The 21,257-nt window shown below is 55.6% G+C and carries 17 protein-coding genes; 7 read left to right on the top strand and 10 right to left on the bottom strand.

Annotation, left to right across the window (positions count from 1 at the left end; genetic code table 11):
* Positions 1–86: 86 nt before the first annotated feature.
* Genes V7Z75_RS05640 through V7Z75_RS05660 form a run of 5 tightly spaced genes read right to left on the bottom strand, consistent with a single transcriptional unit; the run spans position 87 to position 7,013 of the window.
* Positions 87–1,805 carry a carbamoyltransferase family protein gene (locus V7Z75_RS05640; RefSeq protein ID WP_334107644.1) on the bottom strand — a complete coding sequence of 573 codons (1,719 nt, stop codon included), beginning with the start codon at positions 1,803–1,805 and terminating at the stop codon, positions 87–89.
* Between the two features lie 12 nt (positions 1,806–1,817).
* Positions 1,818–3,281, bottom strand: a complete 1,464-nt coding sequence (locus V7Z75_RS05645) for a lipopolysaccharide kinase InaA family protein (protein ID WP_334107645.1) — start codon at positions 3,279–3,281, stop codon at positions 1,818–1,820.
* On the bottom strand, positions 3,271–4,971 hold the full coding sequence (gene cptA / locus V7Z75_RS05650) for a phosphoethanolamine transferase CptA (RefSeq protein WP_334107646.1): 1,701 nt from the start codon (positions 4,969–4,971) through the stop codon (positions 3,271–3,273). Before cptA ends, V7Z75_RS05645 begins: the two co-directional genes overlap by 11 nt.
* A 33-nt stretch (positions 4,972–5,004) precedes the next feature.
* The gene (gene rfaP / locus V7Z75_RS05655) at positions 5,005–5,841 is read right to left on the bottom strand and encodes a lipopolysaccharide core heptose(I) kinase RfaP (protein WP_334107647.1); all 837 of its coding nucleotides are present in this window, start codon (positions 5,839–5,841) and stop codon (positions 5,005–5,007) included.
* Complete coding sequence (locus V7Z75_RS05660) at positions 5,838–7,013, bottom strand: glycosyltransferase family 4 protein (protein ID WP_334107648.1); 1,176 nt, start codon at positions 7,011–7,013, stop codon at positions 5,838–5,840. Before V7Z75_RS05660 ends, rfaP begins: the two co-directional genes overlap by 4 nt.
* 45 nt (positions 7,014–7,058) lie before the next feature.
* Between V7Z75_RS05660 and waaC the strand changes: the two genes are divergently transcribed.
* The 4 genes from waaC to dnaJ all read left to right on the top strand — a co-directional run bounded on the left by waaC (position 7,059) and on the right by dnaJ (position 11,900).
* Positions 7,059–8,036, top strand: a complete 978-nt coding sequence (gene waaC, locus V7Z75_RS05665; RefSeq protein WP_442919888.1) for a lipopolysaccharide heptosyltransferase I — start codon at positions 7,059–7,061, stop codon at positions 8,034–8,036.
* A gap of 117 nt (positions 8,037–8,153) precedes the next feature.
* Complete coding sequence (grpE, locus tag V7Z75_RS05670; protein WP_334107650.1) at positions 8,154–8,666, top strand: nucleotide exchange factor GrpE; 513 nt, start codon at positions 8,154–8,156, stop codon at positions 8,664–8,666.
* Positions 8,667–8,780: 114 nt separating this feature from the next.
* Positions 8,781–10,703 carry a molecular chaperone DnaK gene (gene dnaK / locus V7Z75_RS05675; protein WP_334107651.1) on the top strand — a complete coding sequence of 641 codons (1,923 nt, stop codon included), beginning with the start codon at positions 8,781–8,783 and terminating at the stop codon, positions 10,701–10,703.
* Between the two features lie 78 nt (positions 10,704–10,781).
* The gene (gene dnaJ, locus V7Z75_RS05680; protein WP_334107652.1) at positions 10,782–11,900 is read left to right on the top strand and encodes a molecular chaperone DnaJ; all 1,119 of its coding nucleotides are present in this window, start codon (positions 10,782–10,784) and stop codon (positions 11,898–11,900) included.
* A 70-nt stretch (positions 11,901–11,970) separates the two neighbouring features.
* Here the strand turns inward: dnaJ and V7Z75_RS05685 are convergent, their stop codons facing one another.
* A complete protein-coding gene (locus V7Z75_RS05685; protein ID WP_334107653.1) occupies positions 11,971–12,678 on the bottom strand; it encodes a PEP-CTERM sorting domain-containing protein in 708 nt (235 codons plus the stop codon).
* A 229-nt stretch (positions 12,679–12,907) separates the two neighbouring features.
* The gene (locus V7Z75_RS05690) at positions 12,908–13,825 is read right to left on the bottom strand and encodes a LysR family transcriptional regulator (RefSeq protein WP_334107654.1); all 918 of its coding nucleotides are present in this window, start codon (positions 13,823–13,825) and stop codon (positions 12,908–12,910) included.
* 184 nt (positions 13,826–14,009) lie between these two features.
* On the opposite strand from V7Z75_RS05690, the gene V7Z75_RS05695 reads away from it, so the two are divergent.
* Positions 14,010–14,858, top strand: a complete 849-nt coding sequence (locus V7Z75_RS05695) for a formate/nitrite transporter family protein (protein ID WP_334107655.1) — start codon at positions 14,010–14,012, stop codon at positions 14,856–14,858.
* 366 nt (positions 14,859–15,224) lie between these two features.
* Positions 15,225–16,454, top strand: coding sequence for a Bcr/CflA family multidrug efflux MFS transporter (locus V7Z75_RS05700; protein ID WP_334107656.1), 1,230 nt, complete (start codon positions 15,225–15,227; stop codon positions 16,452–16,454).
* Positions 16,455–16,505: 51 nt separating this feature from the next.
* On the opposite strand, the gene leuA is transcribed toward V7Z75_RS05700, so the two are convergent.
* Positions 16,506–18,191, bottom strand: a complete 1,686-nt coding sequence (gene leuA, locus V7Z75_RS05705; RefSeq protein WP_334107657.1) for a 2-isopropylmalate synthase — start codon at positions 18,189–18,191, stop codon at positions 16,506–16,508.
* Positions 18,192–18,813: 622 nt separating this feature from the next.
* Here leuA and V7Z75_RS05710 point away from each other — a divergent pair.
* The gene (locus tag V7Z75_RS05710; protein ID WP_334107658.1) at positions 18,814–19,377 is read left to right on the top strand and encodes a PEP-CTERM sorting domain-containing protein; all 564 of its coding nucleotides are present in this window, start codon (positions 18,814–18,816) and stop codon (positions 19,375–19,377) included.
* 157 nt (positions 19,378–19,534) lie between these two features.
* Here the strand turns inward: V7Z75_RS05710 and V7Z75_RS05715 are convergent, their stop codons facing one another.
* A complete protein-coding gene (locus V7Z75_RS05715) occupies positions 19,535–20,620 on the bottom strand; it encodes an alpha/beta hydrolase (protein WP_334107659.1) in 1,086 nt (361 codons plus the stop codon).
* 25 nt (positions 20,621–20,645) lie between these two features.
* Positions 20,646–21,251, bottom strand: coding sequence for a uracil-DNA glycosylase family protein (locus V7Z75_RS05720; RefSeq protein ID WP_334107660.1), 606 nt, complete (start codon positions 21,249–21,251; stop codon positions 20,646–20,648).
* Between the last annotated feature and the right edge of the window lie 6 nt (positions 21,252–21,257).

Below are 21,257 nucleotides of genomic sequence, written 5' to 3' on the forward strand. Positions count from 1 at the left end.
TATCGTCAAATTAACCATATCCGGGTTAAGGGAAGCCCACCATGGGTTTGCGTCACTTTCACGAGCACGCAAACCCTGATTGAGAACTATTTCTTGGTTACCAGCACATCTTCCATGAGCAGATATTCCAGGTCGCAACCATAGAACATATTGAGCGCATCGGTCGGGCTGCAAATCATGGGCTCACCACGGCGGTTGAGCGAGGTATTAAGCACCACAGGTACATTACGCAAGCGCTCCAGCTCTTCAATCAAAGCGTAATAACGCGGATTGGTTTCCTTGGTTACCACCTGCGCGCGCGCGGTACCATCTTCATGCACCACTTCGGGGATACGCAATTTCCAGTGCTCGGCTACATCGAAGGTAAAGGTCATGTAAGGCGCAGGATGGTTTGTCTGCAGAATGTCGGCTGCGATCCGATCCAACATGCTGGGACAGAATGGCCGCCAACGCTCGCGGTACTTGATCTGCGCATTGATGCGGTCAGCAACCCCAGGATGGCTGGGATCACCCAGGATACTGCGGCAGCCCAGTGCACGCGGGCCAAACTCCATGCGCCCCTGGAACCAGGCCAGCGGGTTGCCACCCGCAAGAATTTCGGCGCCTTTCTGCGGCGCGTTTTCAACACGCTGGAACTTGGGTTTGGCAGGATGTGCCTCGCAGGCCGCCAAACACTCCTCGGTAGTGAAAGATGGCCCTAAATAGGCGTGCTTCATGGGCTCCAATGGCTCACCCATCTCGGCAGCGACAAAACTGGCCGCGCCGAGCGAGGTGCCGTTATCGCCGGAAGCAGGCTGCACGAATAGCTCCTTCACGTGCGGCAAGGCGATGATGCGCTGATTGAGCTTGACATTGAGCGCCACTCCTCCCGCCATGGCGATACGCCCGGTTTCACGGATGATGTCGCCGAGATAGTATTCGATCATTTCCAGCGCCAGGTCTTCCAGCAACTGCTGCACGGAGGCGGCGTAATGGATGTAGGGATCGTCGATCTCGTCACCCTCGCGCTTTGGTCCCAGCCACTTGATCAACTTGGGCGTGAAGTAAAAGCCCTTGCCCTTTTCCTTGTAGCGACGCAGCCCGACCACGTTGACGTAGCCGGTATTGATCTTGAGCTCACCATCCTCGAACTTGGCGAGACGCGATAAATCATAGCGCTTGGGATCGCCATAAGGCGCCATGCCCATGACCTTGAATTCACCATCCAGCATCTCGAAACCCAGATACTCGGTAATGGCACCATACAGACCACCCAGGGAATCCGGGTCGTAGAATTCCTTGATCTTGTGAATTTTGCCGTTCTCGCCATAACCGAAAAAGGTCGTGGCGTACTCACCCTTGCCGTCGATGCCGACAATCGCGGTTTTTTCCTTGAAACCACTCAGGTGATAGGCGCTACTCGCATGCGCAAGGTGGTGTTCGACCGGCACGAAACGCGCCTTGGTCAGGCCCAATTCGCGCATAAGGTTCAGGGATTTGTCACGATTACGGCGGAAACGGCGGTTGCCGTTGAAGATCGCATCCAGCGCGCGGTCAGGCGCATACCAGTAACGCTTGGCGTAATGCCAGCGCGCATCACTGCCCAGCGGGATTTCGCCATAGGGAAAAGCGACAATATCCACCTGCTCGGGGCGAACCCCGGCTTCGTGCAAACAGTATTTTGCTGCTTCCAGCGGAAATCTGTTCTTGGCATGCTTGTCGCGAATGAAGCGTTCTTCTTCCGCCGCTGCCACGATTTTGCCATCAACAATAATGGCGGCCGAGGCATCATGCCCCAGCGCGCCGGATATTCCTAGAATGATCATTCTTTTCCCGCTTTATTTAATTCCTGCCTGATCCAGCACGTCTCTGTCAGTATAAACCGCCATGAATGCGCTACTGAAAAGATGACGGGTAACGGCGTCAGACTGCCAATTCTTCATGAAACGCCGCAAATCCCGCACATGCCTGCGCCGGAAACACATTTGGCATCCATGCTGCCGCATGCTGTCGAGGTCGATCAGCATCGGCTGCGCGCCTTGCACCAGCACATTGCTGGCCTTGCAATCACCATGCTCCAGTTGCAGGCAAAACAATTGATAGAACATGCTGGCGATTGCCAGCGCCACCTGCTGTCGTTGTTCCACACTGACCATGTCATCAGCAAAAAATGCTGCGGCATCCCGTGCCTCGACATATTCCGTAAGCAGATAGGCTTCGCGGCGTAATCCACCAACCCGGCGCTCCATCACCGCCACTGGCGCTGGCGTCGTGATATCTTTGAGCCGCAGTCGATAGGCATTGGACCATGCCTGCATCGCCCTTGAGGGGCGCCACGCGCGGCCCAGCCCATGCCAGAAATTCTTGATATTGTACCGTTTGATCACCAGTTTGCGCTGATCAATTTGTACGGCAACCACCGTACAGGTGTTGCCGCTCTTGAGCCGCAGCGCTTCCGGCTGATTAAACAAGTCGTCGGGAGACGCAAGCGCTGCTCGCAATGCAGCGCTATCGTCAGTCCGGTTGACGGCAGCATAAATTCCCGGCACCCGCCATGTCGCGACATCGCTGCAAGTGCGGCGCACCTTTTCTGCATATTGGCGCATGTCGTATTGCCAGTATTTGGCAATGCGCCGCTGCATATCACCCAGACTAAACTCGCTTTTGGCTTCGATAACAGAAGCATAATGCCGCAACAAGCCATGCAACCAGGCCTGCACCATCCCGACATCAACCTTGGATAGCAAGCGCGCGAGGTTGTCACGTTGCTGGCAACCTCGGCCCAGCATGCGCAGGCGGCGGATGCCATCGCCATCCAGGGTGTATATCCGCTGGTCTTGCACCAGGAAGTTCTTCAAGTAAAGGTCAGTTTGCAGCAAGCCGACCTTATGGTGCTTGGCCACTTCGCCTACCAGGCTCAAAGTCAGCGCATGGCGCCTTTCGACATCCAGCCCATCCCATACCTGCTCGGCATTCTCTCCAGCAACTGCGGCATACAGCAACACATGGCAATTCAGCGCTGCCACGCCCGACTCAAGCAATAACGCAGGCGTGGCAATCTGTTGTGCAGCCAGCCAGCGCACACCACGCACATCCCGCGCGGCATATCTGGCCGCCTGCTTGCCGATAAACAGCTTGGCATATACCAGTTGCCCAGCCCAATAGCCGCGACAAACAATGCGCTTGCCTGGCACGCGGCGCACTACTTCCAGCGCCTGCAACTGCTCGCCATTGTCGAGGACAAGGTCAAAAGCCGGGAGCGTTTCGCGAGAGTGTCGCTGCAGGTCGGGTTCAGTGGGCATAGATATCGAATGAACGAATAGTGCTTGGCTGATAAGGGTTGCCAATCAATAACGGATGTTCCTTGAACTGCTTGCTCACCAGGCTCAACGAAGGATCGAAACCGTCAAAGCCCAGTCCCACAAGGTCCGCCCAGGTATAGATAAAGTGCGCATTACTGTATGGCCGCTTCAGCATGTCGCCAAACTGCATGTCATGCCCGGCTTTCCATTGCTCTGAGGCCCAGACGATGAACGGCACGGCATACATGGACAGGGTTGGCCTGCCCTCATTGCGCCCCAGCACGTCATGGCCGGGCCCATCATAGACATCCTCGCCATGGTCGGAGAAATATACCAGCAGGCTATTGGGCGCCTGCGCACGCAATTTATCGATCAGGGTAGACATGACATAGTCATTGTAGAGCACGGCATTGTCATATTGGTTATATACCTTGACCTTGCCGTTATCGAGCATGGCAGGCACGCCATCACGCCCCTGGAACACATCAAACTCTTCCGGATAACGGTATTCATACTTCATATGCGTGCCCAGCAGATGCACGATGATGAATTTCCTCGGCGCGGGATCGTTCAACACCTTTGCAAACGGCTCAAACACATTGGCGTCGTACTCGCGCGAGTTCTGCGCGCGGCTGTTGTTCATGTAGTACTGCTCATCCGTCTGCTGGGAAAAATTCGCCAGCATGGTATTGCGCTTGGTAATGGTCTGCTGGTTGGTAATCCAGTAACTCTTGTAACCCGCCTGCCGCATCATATTCATCAGCGACGGCTTGGTGAGATAGAGGTCAGGATTCTCCTGATCAGCAAAACTCAGTATCTCGGTCAACGCTTCAATTGTATATGGTCGCGGCGTCACCACATTCTCAAACACATCCAGCTCGTCACGTATCGCATCCAGCTTTGGCGTCGTCTGACGGGAATATCCATATAAGCTCATACGCAGCCTGTTAGTGGATTCGCCAAGCACCAGCACCAAGGTAGCAGGCTGCCCGGCATTGGCATCCGTCAAGTTGTCCAGCGGCGGAATCCTGCTGTTTTGTTCCAGCAGCGCCTGCATGTTGGCAAGCTGTTTGCGGTAATGTAGGTAACCGACCACCATCTGCCACGGCACAGCGGGCTCCATACGGGTTTGCAGCTTTTCCACTGCCGCATCCAGCGGCAGTTGCTTGCTCACCAGCAGCTTGAACATGGGATAGCCAAACAGCAAGGTCAAGATTAACGCAGTGCTTATCCATGCCGAGCGGCGGCCAACCTGCAGCGGCTTCAGGCGCCGCCAGAGCCAAAATGCAACCGCGCTATGCGCCAGCAATACCGGAATCATCCACCAGACAAAGTAATGGGCGATAAACTCGCTGGATTCCGCGATATTGGACTCAAAAATGGTGAACATCACGCTTTGGGAGAATTCCTGCTGATAAATACAGAAATATCCAAGGCTGACCAGGGAAAATGCCCATAGCACAACGCCAATTCCCGCCGCGATCTGCCTTGAATAACGTGGAATCAGCACCACAGGAATCAACCAGAGCAGGCTCATGACGATGGCCTGGCGCATACCGACAAAAATGGTCGCGCCCGTCAGCTGCAGCAGAATATGGGTAATGCCGGAGAAATAGAAGAAAAACAGGTAATAGCTGAATAAGACGCGCAAACCAGTGCGGCCCGATGAGGAGCTGGAAGATATATGCATAGAGTTTCCGATGATATGCCGGGCTGGTCCGCGTCAGGCGACCATGCCGCCAAGCTGCTTCAGCCCAGGCTCAACCTTGTGTAACTTGATATAAAGCTTGATGGCGCGGGCCTGCACCTCGCGCCAGAGCTCGCGTTCTTCGCGCAATATCCGCTTGATGGGCTTACCGCGGTAGCGGCGCAGGAAACGCAGGTAATCCCTGGGCGTCAGCCCTGCGTTCATGGCGGAAAAATACAATGCCGCCATATCCTTCATGCGATCGCGAGGGCGGATTGTCTCACGAATTCCGACGCGATGCAGGTCTATCAGATATAGGTGAATATCACCCTGCCTGAGTCGTGGTAAATCCAGGCAGATATGGCAGATATAGAAATCCCGGTGATTGAGTCCGCTATCATGCAGCCGCGCGGCCAGGGCGGCTACCGCCAGCAGCAGGTGGCGCTTGAAGCGGAGCTCGGGGGGCGTCTGCACCCACTGTTCCGCCAACGTCTCCAGCGACAAAATATCGCCAAGGTCATGTGTAATGAGAAAGGATTGACGGCTAGCCGGGTTGCAGCCTCGGCTGCCGAATCCGGCCAACGGCGTGGTGGCAATGCCGATTTCGCCCAGCTTCTCTATGGCCTGCTTCTCTGTGGCTGCGCTCACCACCGGCACCTTGAATGCCAGCAGGTTTTTGAAAATCTCTCCCCAACCCACGCCGAAATGTTGCTTGATGAAATAAGGCCGCCCGGCGATGTCGACCCGGATGGTCTTGCGCCCCCGCACGTCGCGGAATACTTCGCCCTGCAGCGCCATGACGCGCGCGAATGCGTCGCCTTCCCCCAGTGCCTGTTTCAATTCCGCCGACAATTGCAGCGTTTCGCAGCTCATGCCGCACCTCGCTGTTTCTCTGCGACAATCCGCAGCATGATCTCAGCTTCCGCGCCGCCGTCGTTTTCCTGCATCAACTTGCGGGCATGCTGCAAGCCATTGCTGCGCCAGGCTTCCAGTTGCGCATCTCTGGTCCGCACCTTTGCCAATATATCCTGAAGCTCCCGGTTCAGCACAGCTTGCTCGAACGGCACTGGCACCACTCTGCCCGCATCGGCTTCCTGCACGTGCACAGCATAGCCGCAGCTCGCCGTCGCCAATACCGGCAAACCGCTTGCCATGGCTTCCAGAATCACCAGGCCGGTATTTTCCCGGTAAGCCGGGTGCAGGTAGAAATCCGCCCCTTGCATGAGTTGCGGGATATCTGGCCTACCGCGGGAAATAATGAGGTGTTCGCTCAACCCCAGCTTGCGCGCCATCTTGATAAAAGGGTCGGGCTTGTCCTGGCCGATGGCGATCAATTTGAAATTCCGGCGCATATCGGCAGACAGGCTCGCCAATGCATGCACGGCACGGTCCAGCCCTTTCACATAAAACCCGGAACCGACCAGCAAGGCGATATTGGTTTCCTGCGGCAGGTTGAAGGCATTGCGCAGGTAAGCCTGCATTTCCTTGCGGTCGTGCAATTGCAGGCGCTCGGCGGGAAGATAAGGCGGAATGTAGTGGAACCGCTCGTCCTGCGTATGGTACCAGCGCTGGAATACGGCTTTTTCCTTCATGTCCACCATCAACATCTGTGTTCTAGACTGTGGTGAAAAAACAACCTCTTCCATTTCCCGAAACCAGCGATACCGCGGCATCAAGCGATACAGCCAGTTGCGCTGCCTGTAAGCCCGCTCGACAAAACATGCATCAGCGGCAAAATACACGTCCAGCCCGCCCATTCGGTTATACCCTACCACCAGGTCGAACTGGAACTCCCGCGCCAATCGCGCATGTGCCTGGCGGATGAAATCCTGGTATTTCTGAAAATTGAACCAGCCTTTCCCCGGCATGACATGCACGTTGATATTGCCCTCTGGCAGATTCCTCTCCGGCATCTCGCTCTCCCACGACATCGTGAAAATATCCACCGAATGCCCGGCTGTGGCAAGACGGTTGGCTGTGCGCAGCATGTCGCGCTGCATGCCACCGTAAGGGAAATACTTGAAGATCAGGAAAGCAAACTTCAATGCTCAAGCTTTCAATCGAGAAAAGAAGCTGAATTGTATGCGAAAATGCCGCCCATGCCTCGTTTGCTCATGATCAAAACCACTTCCCTGGGGGATGTCATCCACAACCTGCCGGTCATCACGGACATCAAGGCTGCATTTCCAGACATGCAGATCGACTGGGTAGTGGAGGAAAGCTTTGCCGACATTCCCAGGCTACATCCGGGCATCAACGAAGTCATTACCGTCGCAGTTCGGCGCTGGCGCAAGCACTTATTACAGACCAGTACCTGGCAGGAAATCCGCAATATGCGCCGCCGGCTGCGCGCCCACGATTACGACCATGTCATCGACACCCAGGGCTTGCTGAAAAGCGCCTTGATCGGCTGGCAAGCCCACGGTACCTATCATGGACAGGATAGTGCATCCGCGCGGGAACCCTGGGCGGCACTGCTTTACCAGCAGCGTCACCCCGTGGCACGCGGCCAGCATGCGGTCGCGCGCAACCGCATGCTGGCTGCACGCGCGCTGGGCTATGCAATTCCGTCCGGGCCGCCAGACTACGACATTCATGCTGCTGCTCCAGACGTCGCACTGGGATTACCCAACCGTTATATCGCCGGGCTGCACGCTACCAGCCGCGATTCCAAGCTCTGGCCGGAAAACCAATGGATCCAGTTAGGCAATGCCTTGCTCGGGCAAGGCCTGGCACTGGTGCTGCCCTGGGGGAACGCAACCGAGGAAGCCCGCGCCCATCGCATTGCCAGCGCGGTTCCCGGCTGCATGGTGCTGCCGCGGCTATCCCTCACCCAGCTCGCTGCAGTGATCGGTCACAGCCATGCCGCCATTGGTGTGGATACCGGCCTGGTACATCTTGCCGCCGCGCTGAACCAGCCAACCGTAGCCATTTATACCGATACTCATCCGCAACTGACCGGCGTACTGGCGCAGGATAGTCGCAAAATTCGCAACCTCGGCGGACAAGGACAAATCCCGGATGTCAACTCGGTACTTGAAGCGCTCGCCTGCGTCACACAGCCCTAAGATAATGCATCTGGCACGCTACGCCGTACCAGCCAAATAAAACTCGCCGCTCCTCTTGTAATTTCCGCCCACACCCCCATCTGCGCCCTTGTTACATCATCATCAACAGGGATTATCATGCAGCAAGAAGACCAGATGCCAGACACCGACCTGCCAGAAAATGACACAGCCGCCCCAATAAGCGCTGCTGAGGACAGGATTGCCGAACTGGAAGCTCAGCTTGCTGAGCAACAAGCCGCCGTGCTCTATGCGAAGGCCGAGGGTGAAAACATCCGCCGCCGCGCTGCGGATGATATTGAAAAGGCCCGCAAGTTCGCGCTGGAAAAATTCACCAATGAGTTGCTATCCGTCAAGGATAGTCTGGATGCAGCCCTCAGCGTAGGCACCGCCACGCTGGAAAGCTACCGCGACGGTGTGGAGCTGACTGCCAAGCAACTAAGTTCGGTGTTCGAGAAATTCAATATCGCCGAACTCAACCCGGTCAATGAGAAGTTCGACCCGAACAAGCACCAGGCCATCGGCACGGTGGAAAGCGATGCCGAATCCAACACCGTGGTCAGTGTACTGCAAAAGGGCTACTCCCTGAATGATCGCGTGCTGCGTCCAGCATTGGTCATGGTCGCCAAATAAAGCAAATCCAACGGGATTTTTGCAGGAAAAAGCTTGAAATCGCATCAGCTATCCCCACTTTGGCAACATAGTTATCACTTACTGAGTTATTGAACGAATACAAGGAACCACATAATGGGAAAAATTATCGGTATTGACCTGGGCACAACCAACTCCTGCGTTTCCGTCATGGAAGGCGGCAAGCCGCGCGTGATTGAAAACGCCGAAGGCGCCCGCACCACACCATCCATCATCGCCTATCAGGAAGATGGCGAGATTCTGGTTGGCGCGCCTGCCAAACGCCAGGCCGTGACCAACCCCAAGAACACCCTGTTCGCCATCAAGCGCCTGATCGGCCGCCGTTTTGAAGAAAAGGAAGTGCAGAAAGACATCGGCCTGATGCCTTACAGCATCATCAAGGCTGACAATGGCGACGCCTGGGTGGAAGTGCGCGACGACAAGCTGGCGCCTCCGCAAATTTCCGCAGAAGTACTGCGCAAGATGAAGAAGACTGCCGAAGACTACCTCGGCGAGGAAGTCACCGAAGCCGTCATCACCGTGCCTGCCTACTTCAATGACGCGCAGCGCCAAGCAACTAAAGATGCAGGCCGTATTGCTGGCTTGGAAGTCAAGCGCATCATCAACGAGCCGACTGCGGCTGCACTGGCATTCGGCCTGGACAAGCAGGAAGGCGATCGTAAGATTGCCGTTTACGACTTGGGCGGCGGTACTTTCGATATCTCCATCATCGACATCTCCGAGATCGACGGCGAACACCAGTTCGAAGTGCTGTCCACCAACGGTGACACCTTCCTCGGCGGCGAAGACTTCGACAACCGCTTGATCGACTTCCTGGCTGATGAGTTCAAGAAGGAAAACGGCCTGGACTTGCGCAACGACCTGCTGGCCAAGCAACGCCTGAAGGAAGCTGCCGAAAAGGCCAAGATCGAGCTGTCCTCCAGCACGCAGACCGAAGTCAACCTGCCTTACATCACGGCTGACGCTTCCGGCCCCAAGCACTTGGTGGTGAAGATCACCCGCGCCAAGTTCGAGAGCCTGGTGGAAGACCTGATCGAGCGCTCCATCAAGCCTTGCGAAGTGGCATTGAAGGACGCAGGCGTCAAGGTATCCGACATCCAGGACGTGATCCTGGTCGGTGGCCAGACCCGTATGCCCAAGGTACAGGAAAAGGTGAAGGAATTCTTCGGCAAAGAGCCGCGCAAGGACGTGAACCCTGACGAAGCCGTGGCCGTAGGCGCTTCCATCCAGGGCGGCGTGCTGCAAGGCGACGTCAAGGACGTGCTGCTGCTCGACGTCACCCCGCTCTCCCTCGGTATCGAAACCCTGGGCGGCGTGATGACCAAGTTGATCCAGAAGAACACTACGATCCCGACCAAGGCATCGCAAGTGTTCTCGACAGCCGACGACAATCAGTCCGCCGTGACTATCCATGTGCTGCAAGGCGAGCGCGAAGTGGCTTCAGGCAACAAGAGCCTGGGCCAGTTCAACCTGAGCGACATTCCGCCTGCACCGCGCGGCATGCCGCAGATCGAAGTCACTTTCGATATCGACGCCAACGGCATCCTGCACGTGTCCGCCAAGGACAAGGCGACCGGCAAGGAAAACAAGATCACCATTAAGGCGAACTCCGGTTTGTCCGAAGAGGAGATCAAGCGCATGGAAGAAGACGCCGCCAAGTATGCGGACGAAGACAAGAAGCTGCGCGAACTGGTCGATGCGCGCAACAGCGCCGACGGCGCAATCCACAGCGTGAAGAAATCCTTGGCTGACCACGGCGACAAGCTGGAAGCCGGCGAGAAGGAAGCCATCGAGAAGGCCGTGCAGGAACTGGAAGACGTCGTCAAGGGCGACGACAAGGAAGCCATCGAGAGCAAAACCACTGCCCTCATGGAAGCTTCCCAGAAACTGGGCGAGAAGGTTTACGCCGCCAGCCAGGCTGAAGCCGGTAGCGCCGAGCAAGGCGAACCACAGGAAAAAACCGTGGATGCCGACGTGGTAGATGCCGAGTTCGAGGAAGTCAAGGACGACAAGAAGTAAGTCCCTGTTCCGTGCAACCCCGCATGAGGCACACAGGCTCGCCCTGATGTGCCTCATGCACTATCTGGCAAAAGAAATATGGCAAAACGAGATTATTACGAGGTACTTGGCGTCAACCGCGATGCCTCGGATGATGACATCAAGAAGGCTTACCGCAAGCTGGCGATGAAATTCCATCCGGACCGCAACCCGGACAACCCCAAGGCCGAAGAAAGCTTCAAGGAAGCCAAGGAAGCCTACGAAATCCTGTCCGACGGGCAAAAACGCGCAGCCTACGACCAATACGGCCATGCCGGTGTTGACCCCAGTGCGGGCGGCGGCGCGGGTGCTGGCTTCGGCAACTTCGCCGATGCCTTCGGCGATATTTTCGGGGATATTTTCGGCGGCGGAGGCGGCAACCGCCGTTCCAACGTCTACCGTGGCGCGGATCTGCGCTACAACATGGAAATCTCGCTCGAAGACGCCGCGCGCGGCACCGAGACCAAGATCCGCATCCCCGTCATGGCGGAATGCGAAACCTGCCACGGCTCCGGCGCGCGTCCCGGCACGCAGCCCGTCACCTGCACCACCTGCGGCGGGCACGGCCAGGTACGCATGCAGCAAGGCTTCTTCTCCGTGCAGCAGACCTGCCCGAAATGCCACGGCTCCGGCAAGATGGTCAAAGAACCCTGCCCAACCTGCCACGGCGGCGGACGTGTCAAGCAGCACAAAACGCTCTCCGTCAAGATTCCGGCAGGCGTGGATGAAGGCGACCGCATCCGTCTTTCCGGCGAGGGCGAAGCCGGCGTCAACGGCGGGCCTCCGGGCGACTTGTATGTCGTGGTGCATTTGAAGAAGCACGAAATCTTCGAACGCGACGGCGCCAACCTGCATTGCGAAATGCCGATCAGCTTCAGCACCGCGGCCTTGGGCGGCGAGATCGAAATCCCGACCCTGGACGGCCACGCCAAGATGAAGGTGCCGCCCGAAACCCAGACCGGCGCAGTCTTCCGCCTGCGCGGCAAGGGCATCAAGCCGCTACGCAGCAGCGACACCGGCGACCTCATGTGCCACGTCGTGGTCGAAACCCCGGTCAAGCTCACCGAGCGGCAAAAAGAACTGTTGCGTGAACTGGAAGACATCAACCAGCAGGATTCGGGGAAACATAGCCCCAGGGCGAAATCCTGGATGACGAAGGTGAAGGATTTCTTTCAGTAAGTCCTCAAGCTAGACGTTAAAGAGGCATGGTAAAACCATGCCTCTTTCCTTTACAACCGACCTGCCAGCATCAACTATGCTGTGGTTTTCTACGCCGTATTACAAACCCCATTATCCCTAGCCCTGCCAGTAGCATTCCATAGGTTTCTGGCTCTGGTACAGGGTTCGGGATTGAGCCAATATCCAAGGTCGCGTAACGGATGGTGCCACCCGCAACCAAATACTCACCATCGCCATCACCATAAAACGTGATGGTAGTAAAAGTATTGGTTGTATCAATGGCGCCGACAAAATTGCGATAACCATCACTATATCCGGGATTATCAAAATCCGTATTTGCCACAGCAACCTGGCGAGTTGCTCCGCCATCAAATGAAATATATAACGCTGATGGGAAGCAACATGTAGCCCAGTCCCCGATTTCAAGACCAAATGCATTGATAGGTGCATCAAATGTGAATGTGAGACCTGATAGATGGGCATCATCATAGGTAGGATCAATTCCGATTGCCTCGCCACTATTTAAATACCATGGATCAATATATCTGTAGTACCCATTGGTAGAAGTAATGGTATACCCAGGTCTTGACCAAGCAGTACCACCGCTTAACCCACTTAATGAATCCGTAACAACAGTACCCCCTGCTGCTGCTACAACCGCATCAAATTGCGCAGTACCATCAGGAATGTTGTCATTGTAGATGACCTGTGCTTGTGCAGTTGCCACTGCAAACAAAGAGGCCATGGAAACGCTAATGGATGCCTTTAATAAGTTCATGATTCCCTCGCTCTTAGTTAGTTTGATAGATACGAAAGACTTTATAAAACAGATATAACTTCATCGTTATAGTTATACCTATTAGCATGCTGAACCACATACATTGATAGAACAATAGTTCTTTTGTACTAATCCAAAAGTACCAGAATCACAAGAGCCTGGCTTTATCAGTACAGATGCCCATTCTCTGAAACTCTCACCCCAATCTCCCGGCTCGGGCAGATATTCATCAGTTGATAATGTCTATCAACGCATCCAAACGGGATTGCAAATCCAGTGATGCTGCGATTTCCCATGCGCGCTCCCGGATGGGAGGGGAAGGCTTTTCCGCGCGCGCGATCAGTCCGATCGAACGGTTCAGCTCGGGCAACAATGGGATAGCCGTGACTTCCTGCCGCAGTTCAAACAGGCTCAGCAGGCTGTGGGGCACGATGCTGAACAGCCCGGCGCACCGCACATGCGTGTATAGCGCCAGCACGGAATCGGTTTCCAGCTTTACATTGGGCGTTACCCCTGCTTCACGGAAAGCAGCATCGATGAGGCGACGGTTCTGCATATTCTGGGTGAGCAGGCACAGGGGCAGTTGCGCGGCCTCGCCCCAGCTCATGCCGCTTTCATTCATCGGCAAGTCAGGTTGGCGTGCAAGCAGCACATGGCGCTCACGATAAAGCGGCAAGGTGCTGAAGCCTTTGAGGCTGGGGTCTTCCAGGTAGGTTATCCCGAGATCAAGTTCAAAGTTATCGAGCTGACGAATCAATGTTTCGGTGCTTAATGAAGAAATACTGATGGATACATCCGGGAATTGCCTCTGATAAGGCTCGGTTATCAACGGGATGATGGCCAGGCTGGTAGGAATAGCGCCGATACGCAATGTCCCTTTCAGGTGCTGGTTGCATAAGGCGGCTTCCTGCTGCATGCCTTCCCATTCATAGATGATCTTGCGCGCCCATTCCAATAGATGAATGCCTTCCGGCGTGAACCCTTGAAAGCGCCTGCCGCGTTGAATGATCTTAATGCCCAGCTCCTCCTCCAGGTTCTGGATCGCGGAGGAGAGCGCAGGCTGGGAAACATGAGCCAGTTCGGCCGCCCGCCTGAAATGCTTCGTTTTTTCGATGGCGACCAGATAGTACAATTGACGGATGAACATGAGCTTTGCCTAACAGTGATTGAACCGATAAATACTTTGGAAGTATGCATTTTGATAATTTATATTTATCATAAATTCATCCAAAACAATTAGCCAATACCTTGGAACCCTTGAAAAATACTCTGCTTTTCAATGATGTGATGCTTGATACATCATTTTTTCATTCATGGCAGGTTCTAATTTCATGGCAAATGAAACACAGCTAGGCTCCATAGACGCATACTCTCCCAATGAAATCGCCTACCGGGTACAAAGCGTTGGCTCCTACAAGGCCAACATGAGCGTATTCAGGATGGTCATGCTCGGTATCCTTGCAGGCGCATTTATTTCATTGGGCGGAATGAATTACCTGAACGGCATGGCACAAGACCTGCCCAAGCTCGTCAGCGCCATGATGTTTACCTTGGGATTGGTGCTATGCATTGTCGGCGGAGCGGAGTTATTCACCAGCAACAACCTGATCGTGATGGCCTGGGCGCAAGGAAAAGTGCCCAGCCGCGCGGTCTTGCGCAATTGGTTCTGGATTTATTTCTCCAATATGGCAGGCTGCCTGGGCACTGTCGGTTTTGCCTATGCATCCGGCATCCTGCACACAGTGGATCTGGGGTTTGGCGTACAAGTGTTGAAGGTAGCCACCACCAAGGCAGGGTTGCCTGCTCACGAGATATTTTTCAAGGGAATTTTATGCAACGTCTTGGTATGTCTGGGCGTATGGCTATGTTTTGCGGCGCGTAGCGTAACCGACCGTATCCTCAGCTTGCTCCTGCCGATTTCGGCCTTTGTCAGCATGGGATTCGAGCATTGCGTTGCGAATATGTTTTTCCTGCCCCTGGGTTTTCTCGCAGCACAAGACCCATTGCTGGTTGCCGCTTCCCACCTTCCGCCTGAAGCCATCGGGCAATTAACGGCAGAAAATTTCGGGATCAATATTCTCCTGGCCACATTGGGCAATATCCTGGGCGGCTCGGTGCTGGTCGGCGGGATGTACTACCTGGCCTACCTGAAAGGCGAAGCGCCTGCTTCAGGTACCTGAGCCTGAAGAGCGCTGCTGTTATCGAATAAAGATAATGATCTGTAATTCCTAAGTACATTGCTGGCAATACCGTAAAAACGAGGAGCCAGCTTGCCTGTCAACTCATTGTGAAGGCATGCAAAGAGTAAGCAATGCTGCGACTTGATGATCAGCCCTGCTCTTCGCTCTTCACTTTACTGCCAACCCCAGGCCAGCTTCATTCAAAGCAATTTCATGCGCATAGAGTAAAATCCTGCTTTGCGTTTCCGCATTCCAGCACCAACAAAAACTTTCATTTGGTCCCAAACCAAACTCACCCACCCTTGTCACAGCCATATACTATGATAGCTACGCTTGCAGCCTGCCATCTCTAAAGACCCACTCTATATGTCCAACAAAAACATTGCCTCTCCCGCTTCCAATCTTTCACTCATGAGTGGCTGGCTACTGCTGTTGGGGGCGCTAACCGGGCTTGCACCGCTCTCCATCGACATGTACTTGCCGGGCTTTCCGGCCATCGAAAAAAGTCTGCTCGCCCAGGCAGGCAGCGCGGAGCTTACGCTGGCAAGTTACTTCATCGGCCTGGCAGTCGGCCAGTTGTTCTATGGCCCGCTCAGCGACCGCTTCGGGCGACGCTCTCCTCTGCTTGTCGGGCTGGTGATTTATATCCTGGCGTCGTTCGGCTGCGCGTTCACCAGCAGCATCCCCGAGCTGATTTTCTGGCGCTTTCTGCAAGCATTGGGCGGCTGTGCCGGGATGGTAGTAACGATGGCGGTCATCCGTGACCGTTGCAGCGCGAATGAAGCGGCGCGCGCATTCTCCATGCTGATATTGGTAGTGGGGTTGGCACCCATTCTCGCACCGCTTATCGGCGGCTGGATAGTGACAGCATTCGACTGGCGCGTCCTGTTCCTTACATTGGGAGTAGTCGGCATATTAGGCTTGATTGCTGTGTATTTCTGGTTGGAGGAAACGCATGATACGCGCCACGAACCTCCATTGGTGCTGGGCAATATCATACGCAACTACGGCAAGCTATTGATAGACCGCCGCTTCATCGGCTATACGCTCAGCGGCGGCCTGGCACGGGCCGGGATGTTTGCCTATATCGCTGGCTCGCCTTTTGTCTTCATCGAGTATTACCATATCCCGCCGCAGTATTATGGATGGATTTTCGGGATGAATGCTGCTGGATTAATCCTGTTTAGTCAGATCAACGCCTGGCGCCTGAAAAAGCACAAGGCCACAGTGCTGCTCTCACGCGCATTGTGGCTACCCGCCGGCATTGGCGTGCTACTACTGGGCATATCACTCACTGGGCATATCACCCTGCCCTTGCTGCTGACCGGTATTTTCATTTTTGTCGCCAGCATCGGCTATATCGGCCCCGATGCGGGCGCAGCCACGCTGGCCACCCACGGCCAGCAGGCAGGCACGGCATCCGCCTTGATGGGATCGCTGCAGTTCGCCCTGGCGACCATTGCAGGCGGCCTTGTCAGTCTATTGCACGATGGCACGACCTTCCCGATGGTCACTGTCATGGCGGGATGCGGCATAGGAGCTTGGCTGGCGCATCGCCTGATCATCGTGCGCCACATCCGGCGACATGGCAGATAATAAAAAGCCCGCGAACAATTGCGGGCTTTTTATTTTGTCGTTGACGTCAACTCATCGCGGCAAAAACGCCTGCTGCGCAGCCGCATCAAGGCGCTGGTACAAACGGTTGATGCCGCTGATGACGGCAAGGATGGATGCCGTGACCAGATTGTCGTGTATGCCCGCGCCATACACGGTGCCGGGCTGGCCATCCTTCTCCAGCTCGGCAAACGCCACGGCCTTGGCGGCAGCGCCTGCACCAAGCGCGCGCTCCTCGTAGTCATGGATGCGGAACTTGCTGCCGAAAGCGTGCGCCAGGGCGTCGATCGGGCCATTGCCCCGGCCTTCGAGCACGGTTTCCACGCCGTGGATGCGCGCGGTGAGCTTGATATGCTGGATATCGTCCTGCTCGTCGAGCACATGGTCGATATAGCGCACGGGCTCATTCGCCGCGATATATTCTTCCCTGAACAATTGCCAGATACCCTCGGCATTCACTTCCTGCCCGCTGCTGTCGGTGAGACGCTGTACGGCGCCGCTGAACTCGACTTGCATGCGGCGCGGCATGGCGAGGCCGTAGCCGGATTCCAGCAAGTAGGCGATGCCGCCCTTGCCCGACTGGCTGTTGACGCGAATGATGGAGTCGTAGGTACGCCCCACGTCATGCGGGTCGATCGGCAAATAAGGCACTTGCCAGAGGCCTTCCGGCTGCTGCACGGCAAAGCCCTTCTTGATCGCGTCCTGGTGCGAACCGGAAAATGCCGTGAACACGAGGTCGCCCGCATAAGGGTGGCGTGCATGCACCGGTAACTGGGTGCAGTCTTCCACGGTGCGGGCGATGCTGTTGATCTGGGAGAAGTCCAAACCTGGATCGACGCCTTGCGTATAGAGATTGAGCGCCAAGGTCACCAGATCGACATTGCCGGTACGCTCGCCGTGACCGAAAAGACAGCCCTCGATACGGTCCGCGCCCGCCATCACAGCCAATTCCGCCGCCGCCACCGCGGTGCCGCGGTCGTTGTGCGGGTGCACGCTGATGATGACGCTGTCGCGGCGCGCCAGGTGGGTGTGCATCCACTCGATCTGGTCGGCGTAATAATTGGGCGTGCCTATTTCCACCGTCGCGGGCAGGTTGAAGATCACCTTGCGCTCGGGCGTGGCCTGCCATATATCCGTAACGGCATCACAAACTTCCTTGGCGAAATCCAGCTCGGTCGCGGTGAAGGTTTCCGGGCTGTACTGGAACACCCATTCGGTTTCCGGGCGCTCGTCCGCAAGCTGCTTGATCAGGCGGGCGGCATCGGTGGCAATCTTCTTGGCCCCGGCCTTATCGGTGCGGAACACCGTCTCGCGGAACACGGGAGAAGTCGCGTTATAAATATGCACGATCGCCCGCCTTGCACCATGCAAGGATTCGAACGTGCGGCGGATCAGGTCTTCGCGCGCCTGGGTCAATACCTCGATGGTCACGTCGTCGGGAATATGCCCTTCCTCGATCAAGGTACGCACGAAATCGAAGTCAGTCTGCGAGGCGGAAGGGAATGCCACCTCGATTTCCTTGAAGCCGATCTCGACCAGCATCTTGAACATGCGCATCTTGCGTTCGGCGTTCATGGGCTCGAACAAGGCCTGGTTGCCGTCGCGCAGGTCGGTACTCATCCAGATCGGCGCCTGGGTAATGGTGCGGTTGGGCCATTGCCGATTGGGTAAGTCCACCGGAGTGAATGGGCGGTATTTGCTGCTTGGATTCTTTAACATAGCGGTTCTTCTACAAATCTTTCGTTTTCGTTCATCTCTGGGCATGATGCCATTCAACAACGCGGCATGAGACAGGCTGCCAGGCTACCGCTCGCACACGGCCCGGCAACCGCAACACAGTCGAAATTCACTTAAAAAACACCATTCAATATGCATGATCTGAACGCCAGAAAAATAATCAACAACACCTGCGCTCTGTGAAAGAGGCAGGACTAAAACTCGGCAGGAAGGGGTAAATTTAGGCGCGCGCTAGGCGCAGCAGCAGACCCAGGCTTAGAAGCGCCTGAAGTAGGAAAAGAGGATTGGTCTGTTGGGCAATCATGGTCGTTATCATAAACACAAGCAGTCTCCAGTGTCAAACCGGTCGCCATTCGGCATTCTCTGAATGGCTGAATGAAAACTGCTAATGCAGTATTTCTTCAGCCTCCAAGGCTGGTCTGCAGTTTTCTCTTGAAATTAGTACGAAAGGGCTATTGTTCAGCTCAAGGTGAGCGGCATACTATTTTTTATAAATATTTAAGAGGGCGATATTTAATCCAGCAACATGTCCCTCATTTTTCATGCCACAAGTTTCTGTGAATGGCTAACAGCAGGAATCACTAAACGACATGAAGGAAGAATCATGAATTTGCTAAAAGCATCAATCGGTTTTTCGCTCGCCTCTTTATTCTCAGTGACGGTTGCTCAAGCGCATCCTATTGCGGACCCGGGCACTGAAGGTTTTTCTGTCACTGCAAGCGGTGGTGAAATATTTGCTACATACGAAGGCACCACCGCATCGTATAGCAACGATCTTTATCTGAATGGAGTATTTATATTCAACAACCACTCCACTCCGGTTGGAACAACTGTCAGCCTGGGCATTTTCGCAGCCAACACCGAGCTAATCTTTGAGCTCAGGGTAAACAATACTGGAGAAAGTTATTTTACCGGTCCAGCAACACGCAACCCCGATGGATATGCTCATGCGAGAGTTCAGTCGGACTGGTCAACACCAGGCACCACCCTGGTCAGTTTTGAGGACTTATATAACGGGCCTTTTGAATATAATGATTTGAGTTTTTCGTTCACCAATACCATTGGCACGCCACTCCCACCAGTTCCAGAACCCTCGACCTACGCTCTCATGGTCGCCGGTCTTGCGCTCGTTGGAGCGAGTCGTGCATTCCGCTCAAAGAAAAATTAGAGTTGACAGGCATAGGCATCGGCAGTCTTGTTAAAGTCGGAGCTGCCTGAAATATAGATAGTTGGTCTGCATAACCATATGCTTCAACACAAGGCATTGTCTGTGTCAAACCTTACGACACAGCAATGCCTTGCCACTATCTGGTGATCGGATCCGGTCAAACTACTCCTTGAGCCTCAAGATACCGGCGGATTTCAGCTGCGGCTTGCTGAATCGCCGCCTGTACCTGCGGCGTACCGGCCAGCGGATTGAGCAGGCCGAAATCATGGATAGTACCCAGGTAGCGGGTGCAAGTCGTCTCCACGCCCGCATCGGTCAGCAGGCGGGCATAGCTTTCCCCCTCGTCCCGCAACACGTCCAGCTCCGCTGTCTGGATCAACGCTGGCGGCAAGTCGCTCAATTGCTCCAGCGCGGCATTGAGCGGCGATGCGTACAACTCGGTGCGCGCATCCATGTCAGGCAGATAGTAATCCCAGAACCATTTCATCATGTTGCGGGTGAGGAAATAGCCATCGGCAAACTGCTGGTAGGATTCGGTGTTAAACCTTGCCTCGGTGACCGGCCAGAACAAGGTCTGATGACGGATTAAGGGAGCGGCCTTGGTCTTGGCCATCAGGCAGACGACGGTAGCCAGGTTGCCGCCTGCGCTATTGCCCGCCACCGCGAGCCGTGAGCCGTCCACGCCGATTTCATCGCCGTGCTCTGCGACCCATTTTGTCGCCAGGTAGCATTCGATCGCTGCCGTAGGGTACTCCGCCTCGGGAGCGCGGGTGTAATCGACGAATACGACCGCGCAATTGGAAGCCACACAGAGATCGCGTACAAACCGCCGGTGCGTGGGGAAATCTCCCATGACCCAGCCGCCTCCATGGAAGAACATGACGACTGGCAAGACAGCATCCGTCGCCGTGGGCTTGACGACGAACAGATGGATGAAGTGGCCCTCGGTCGCCACTTCTCGTTCCTCGACAGTCACGCCGCCCAGCTCGACCTCCACGCCGGCTTGCAGGTCACTCAGCACTGTTCTTGCTTCTTCCGGGCTCAGTTCCTCTACCGGCTTGGCGTCGGATGCCGCCAGCTTTTCAAGGAACGCCCGTGTTGTCGATTCGACGCCGCGGTATCGATCCGTTTCAGGCGTCAAGGTATGCATAATCGGGTCAAGGATATTCACGATAGATCTCCCGCTCAGATTGGTAATGAACTCTGACTCTAGCAACTCCTCTGTTTCCAGTCTGTCAGCCAAGCGCTGACAATCCTGTCAGAAGCGTCTAACCCTGTTGCAGAACGGCATGGACGCGCTGCTGAAGTTGCGGGATGAGTTCTGCTTCGAACCACGGGTTGCGGCGCAGCCACAGATTGTTACGTGGGCTGGGATGCGGCAAAGGCACGGTGTGAGGCCAATATTGCCGCCAATTGCGCACGGTTTCGGTAACCGATGTGCCGCCATCAGGCAAATGATATGCCATGGCGTATTGCCCAATGACCAGCGTCAGCTCCAGCTGCGGCAATCGCTCCAGCAATTGCGCGCGCCAGGCAGCCGCGCATTCCGGCCTGGGCGGCAGGTCTCCCGCACGGCCAGTACCGGGATAGCAAAATGCCATGGGGATGATGGCAACGCGGCTTTCGTCATAAAACACTTCTGGTGGCATACCCAGCCAGGCCCGCAACCTGTCGCCGCTGGCATCGGTGAAAGGCCGCCCCGAGGCATGCACCTTGCGTCCCGGCGCCTGCGATGCAATGAGAATACGGGCGGTAGCGCCAGCTTGCAGCACCGGCCTGGGGCCAAGCGGAAGGTAAGGCTCGCATAGCCTGCATTGCCGTATTTCCGCCACCAGCTTACCCAGGGATGGATTGATGGGATGTATGTGTGCCATGGGCCT

The organism is Methylobacillus sp., assembly GCF_036844465.1.
Lineage (GTDB): Bacteria > Pseudomonadota > Gammaproteobacteria > Burkholderiales > Methylophilaceae > Methylobacillus.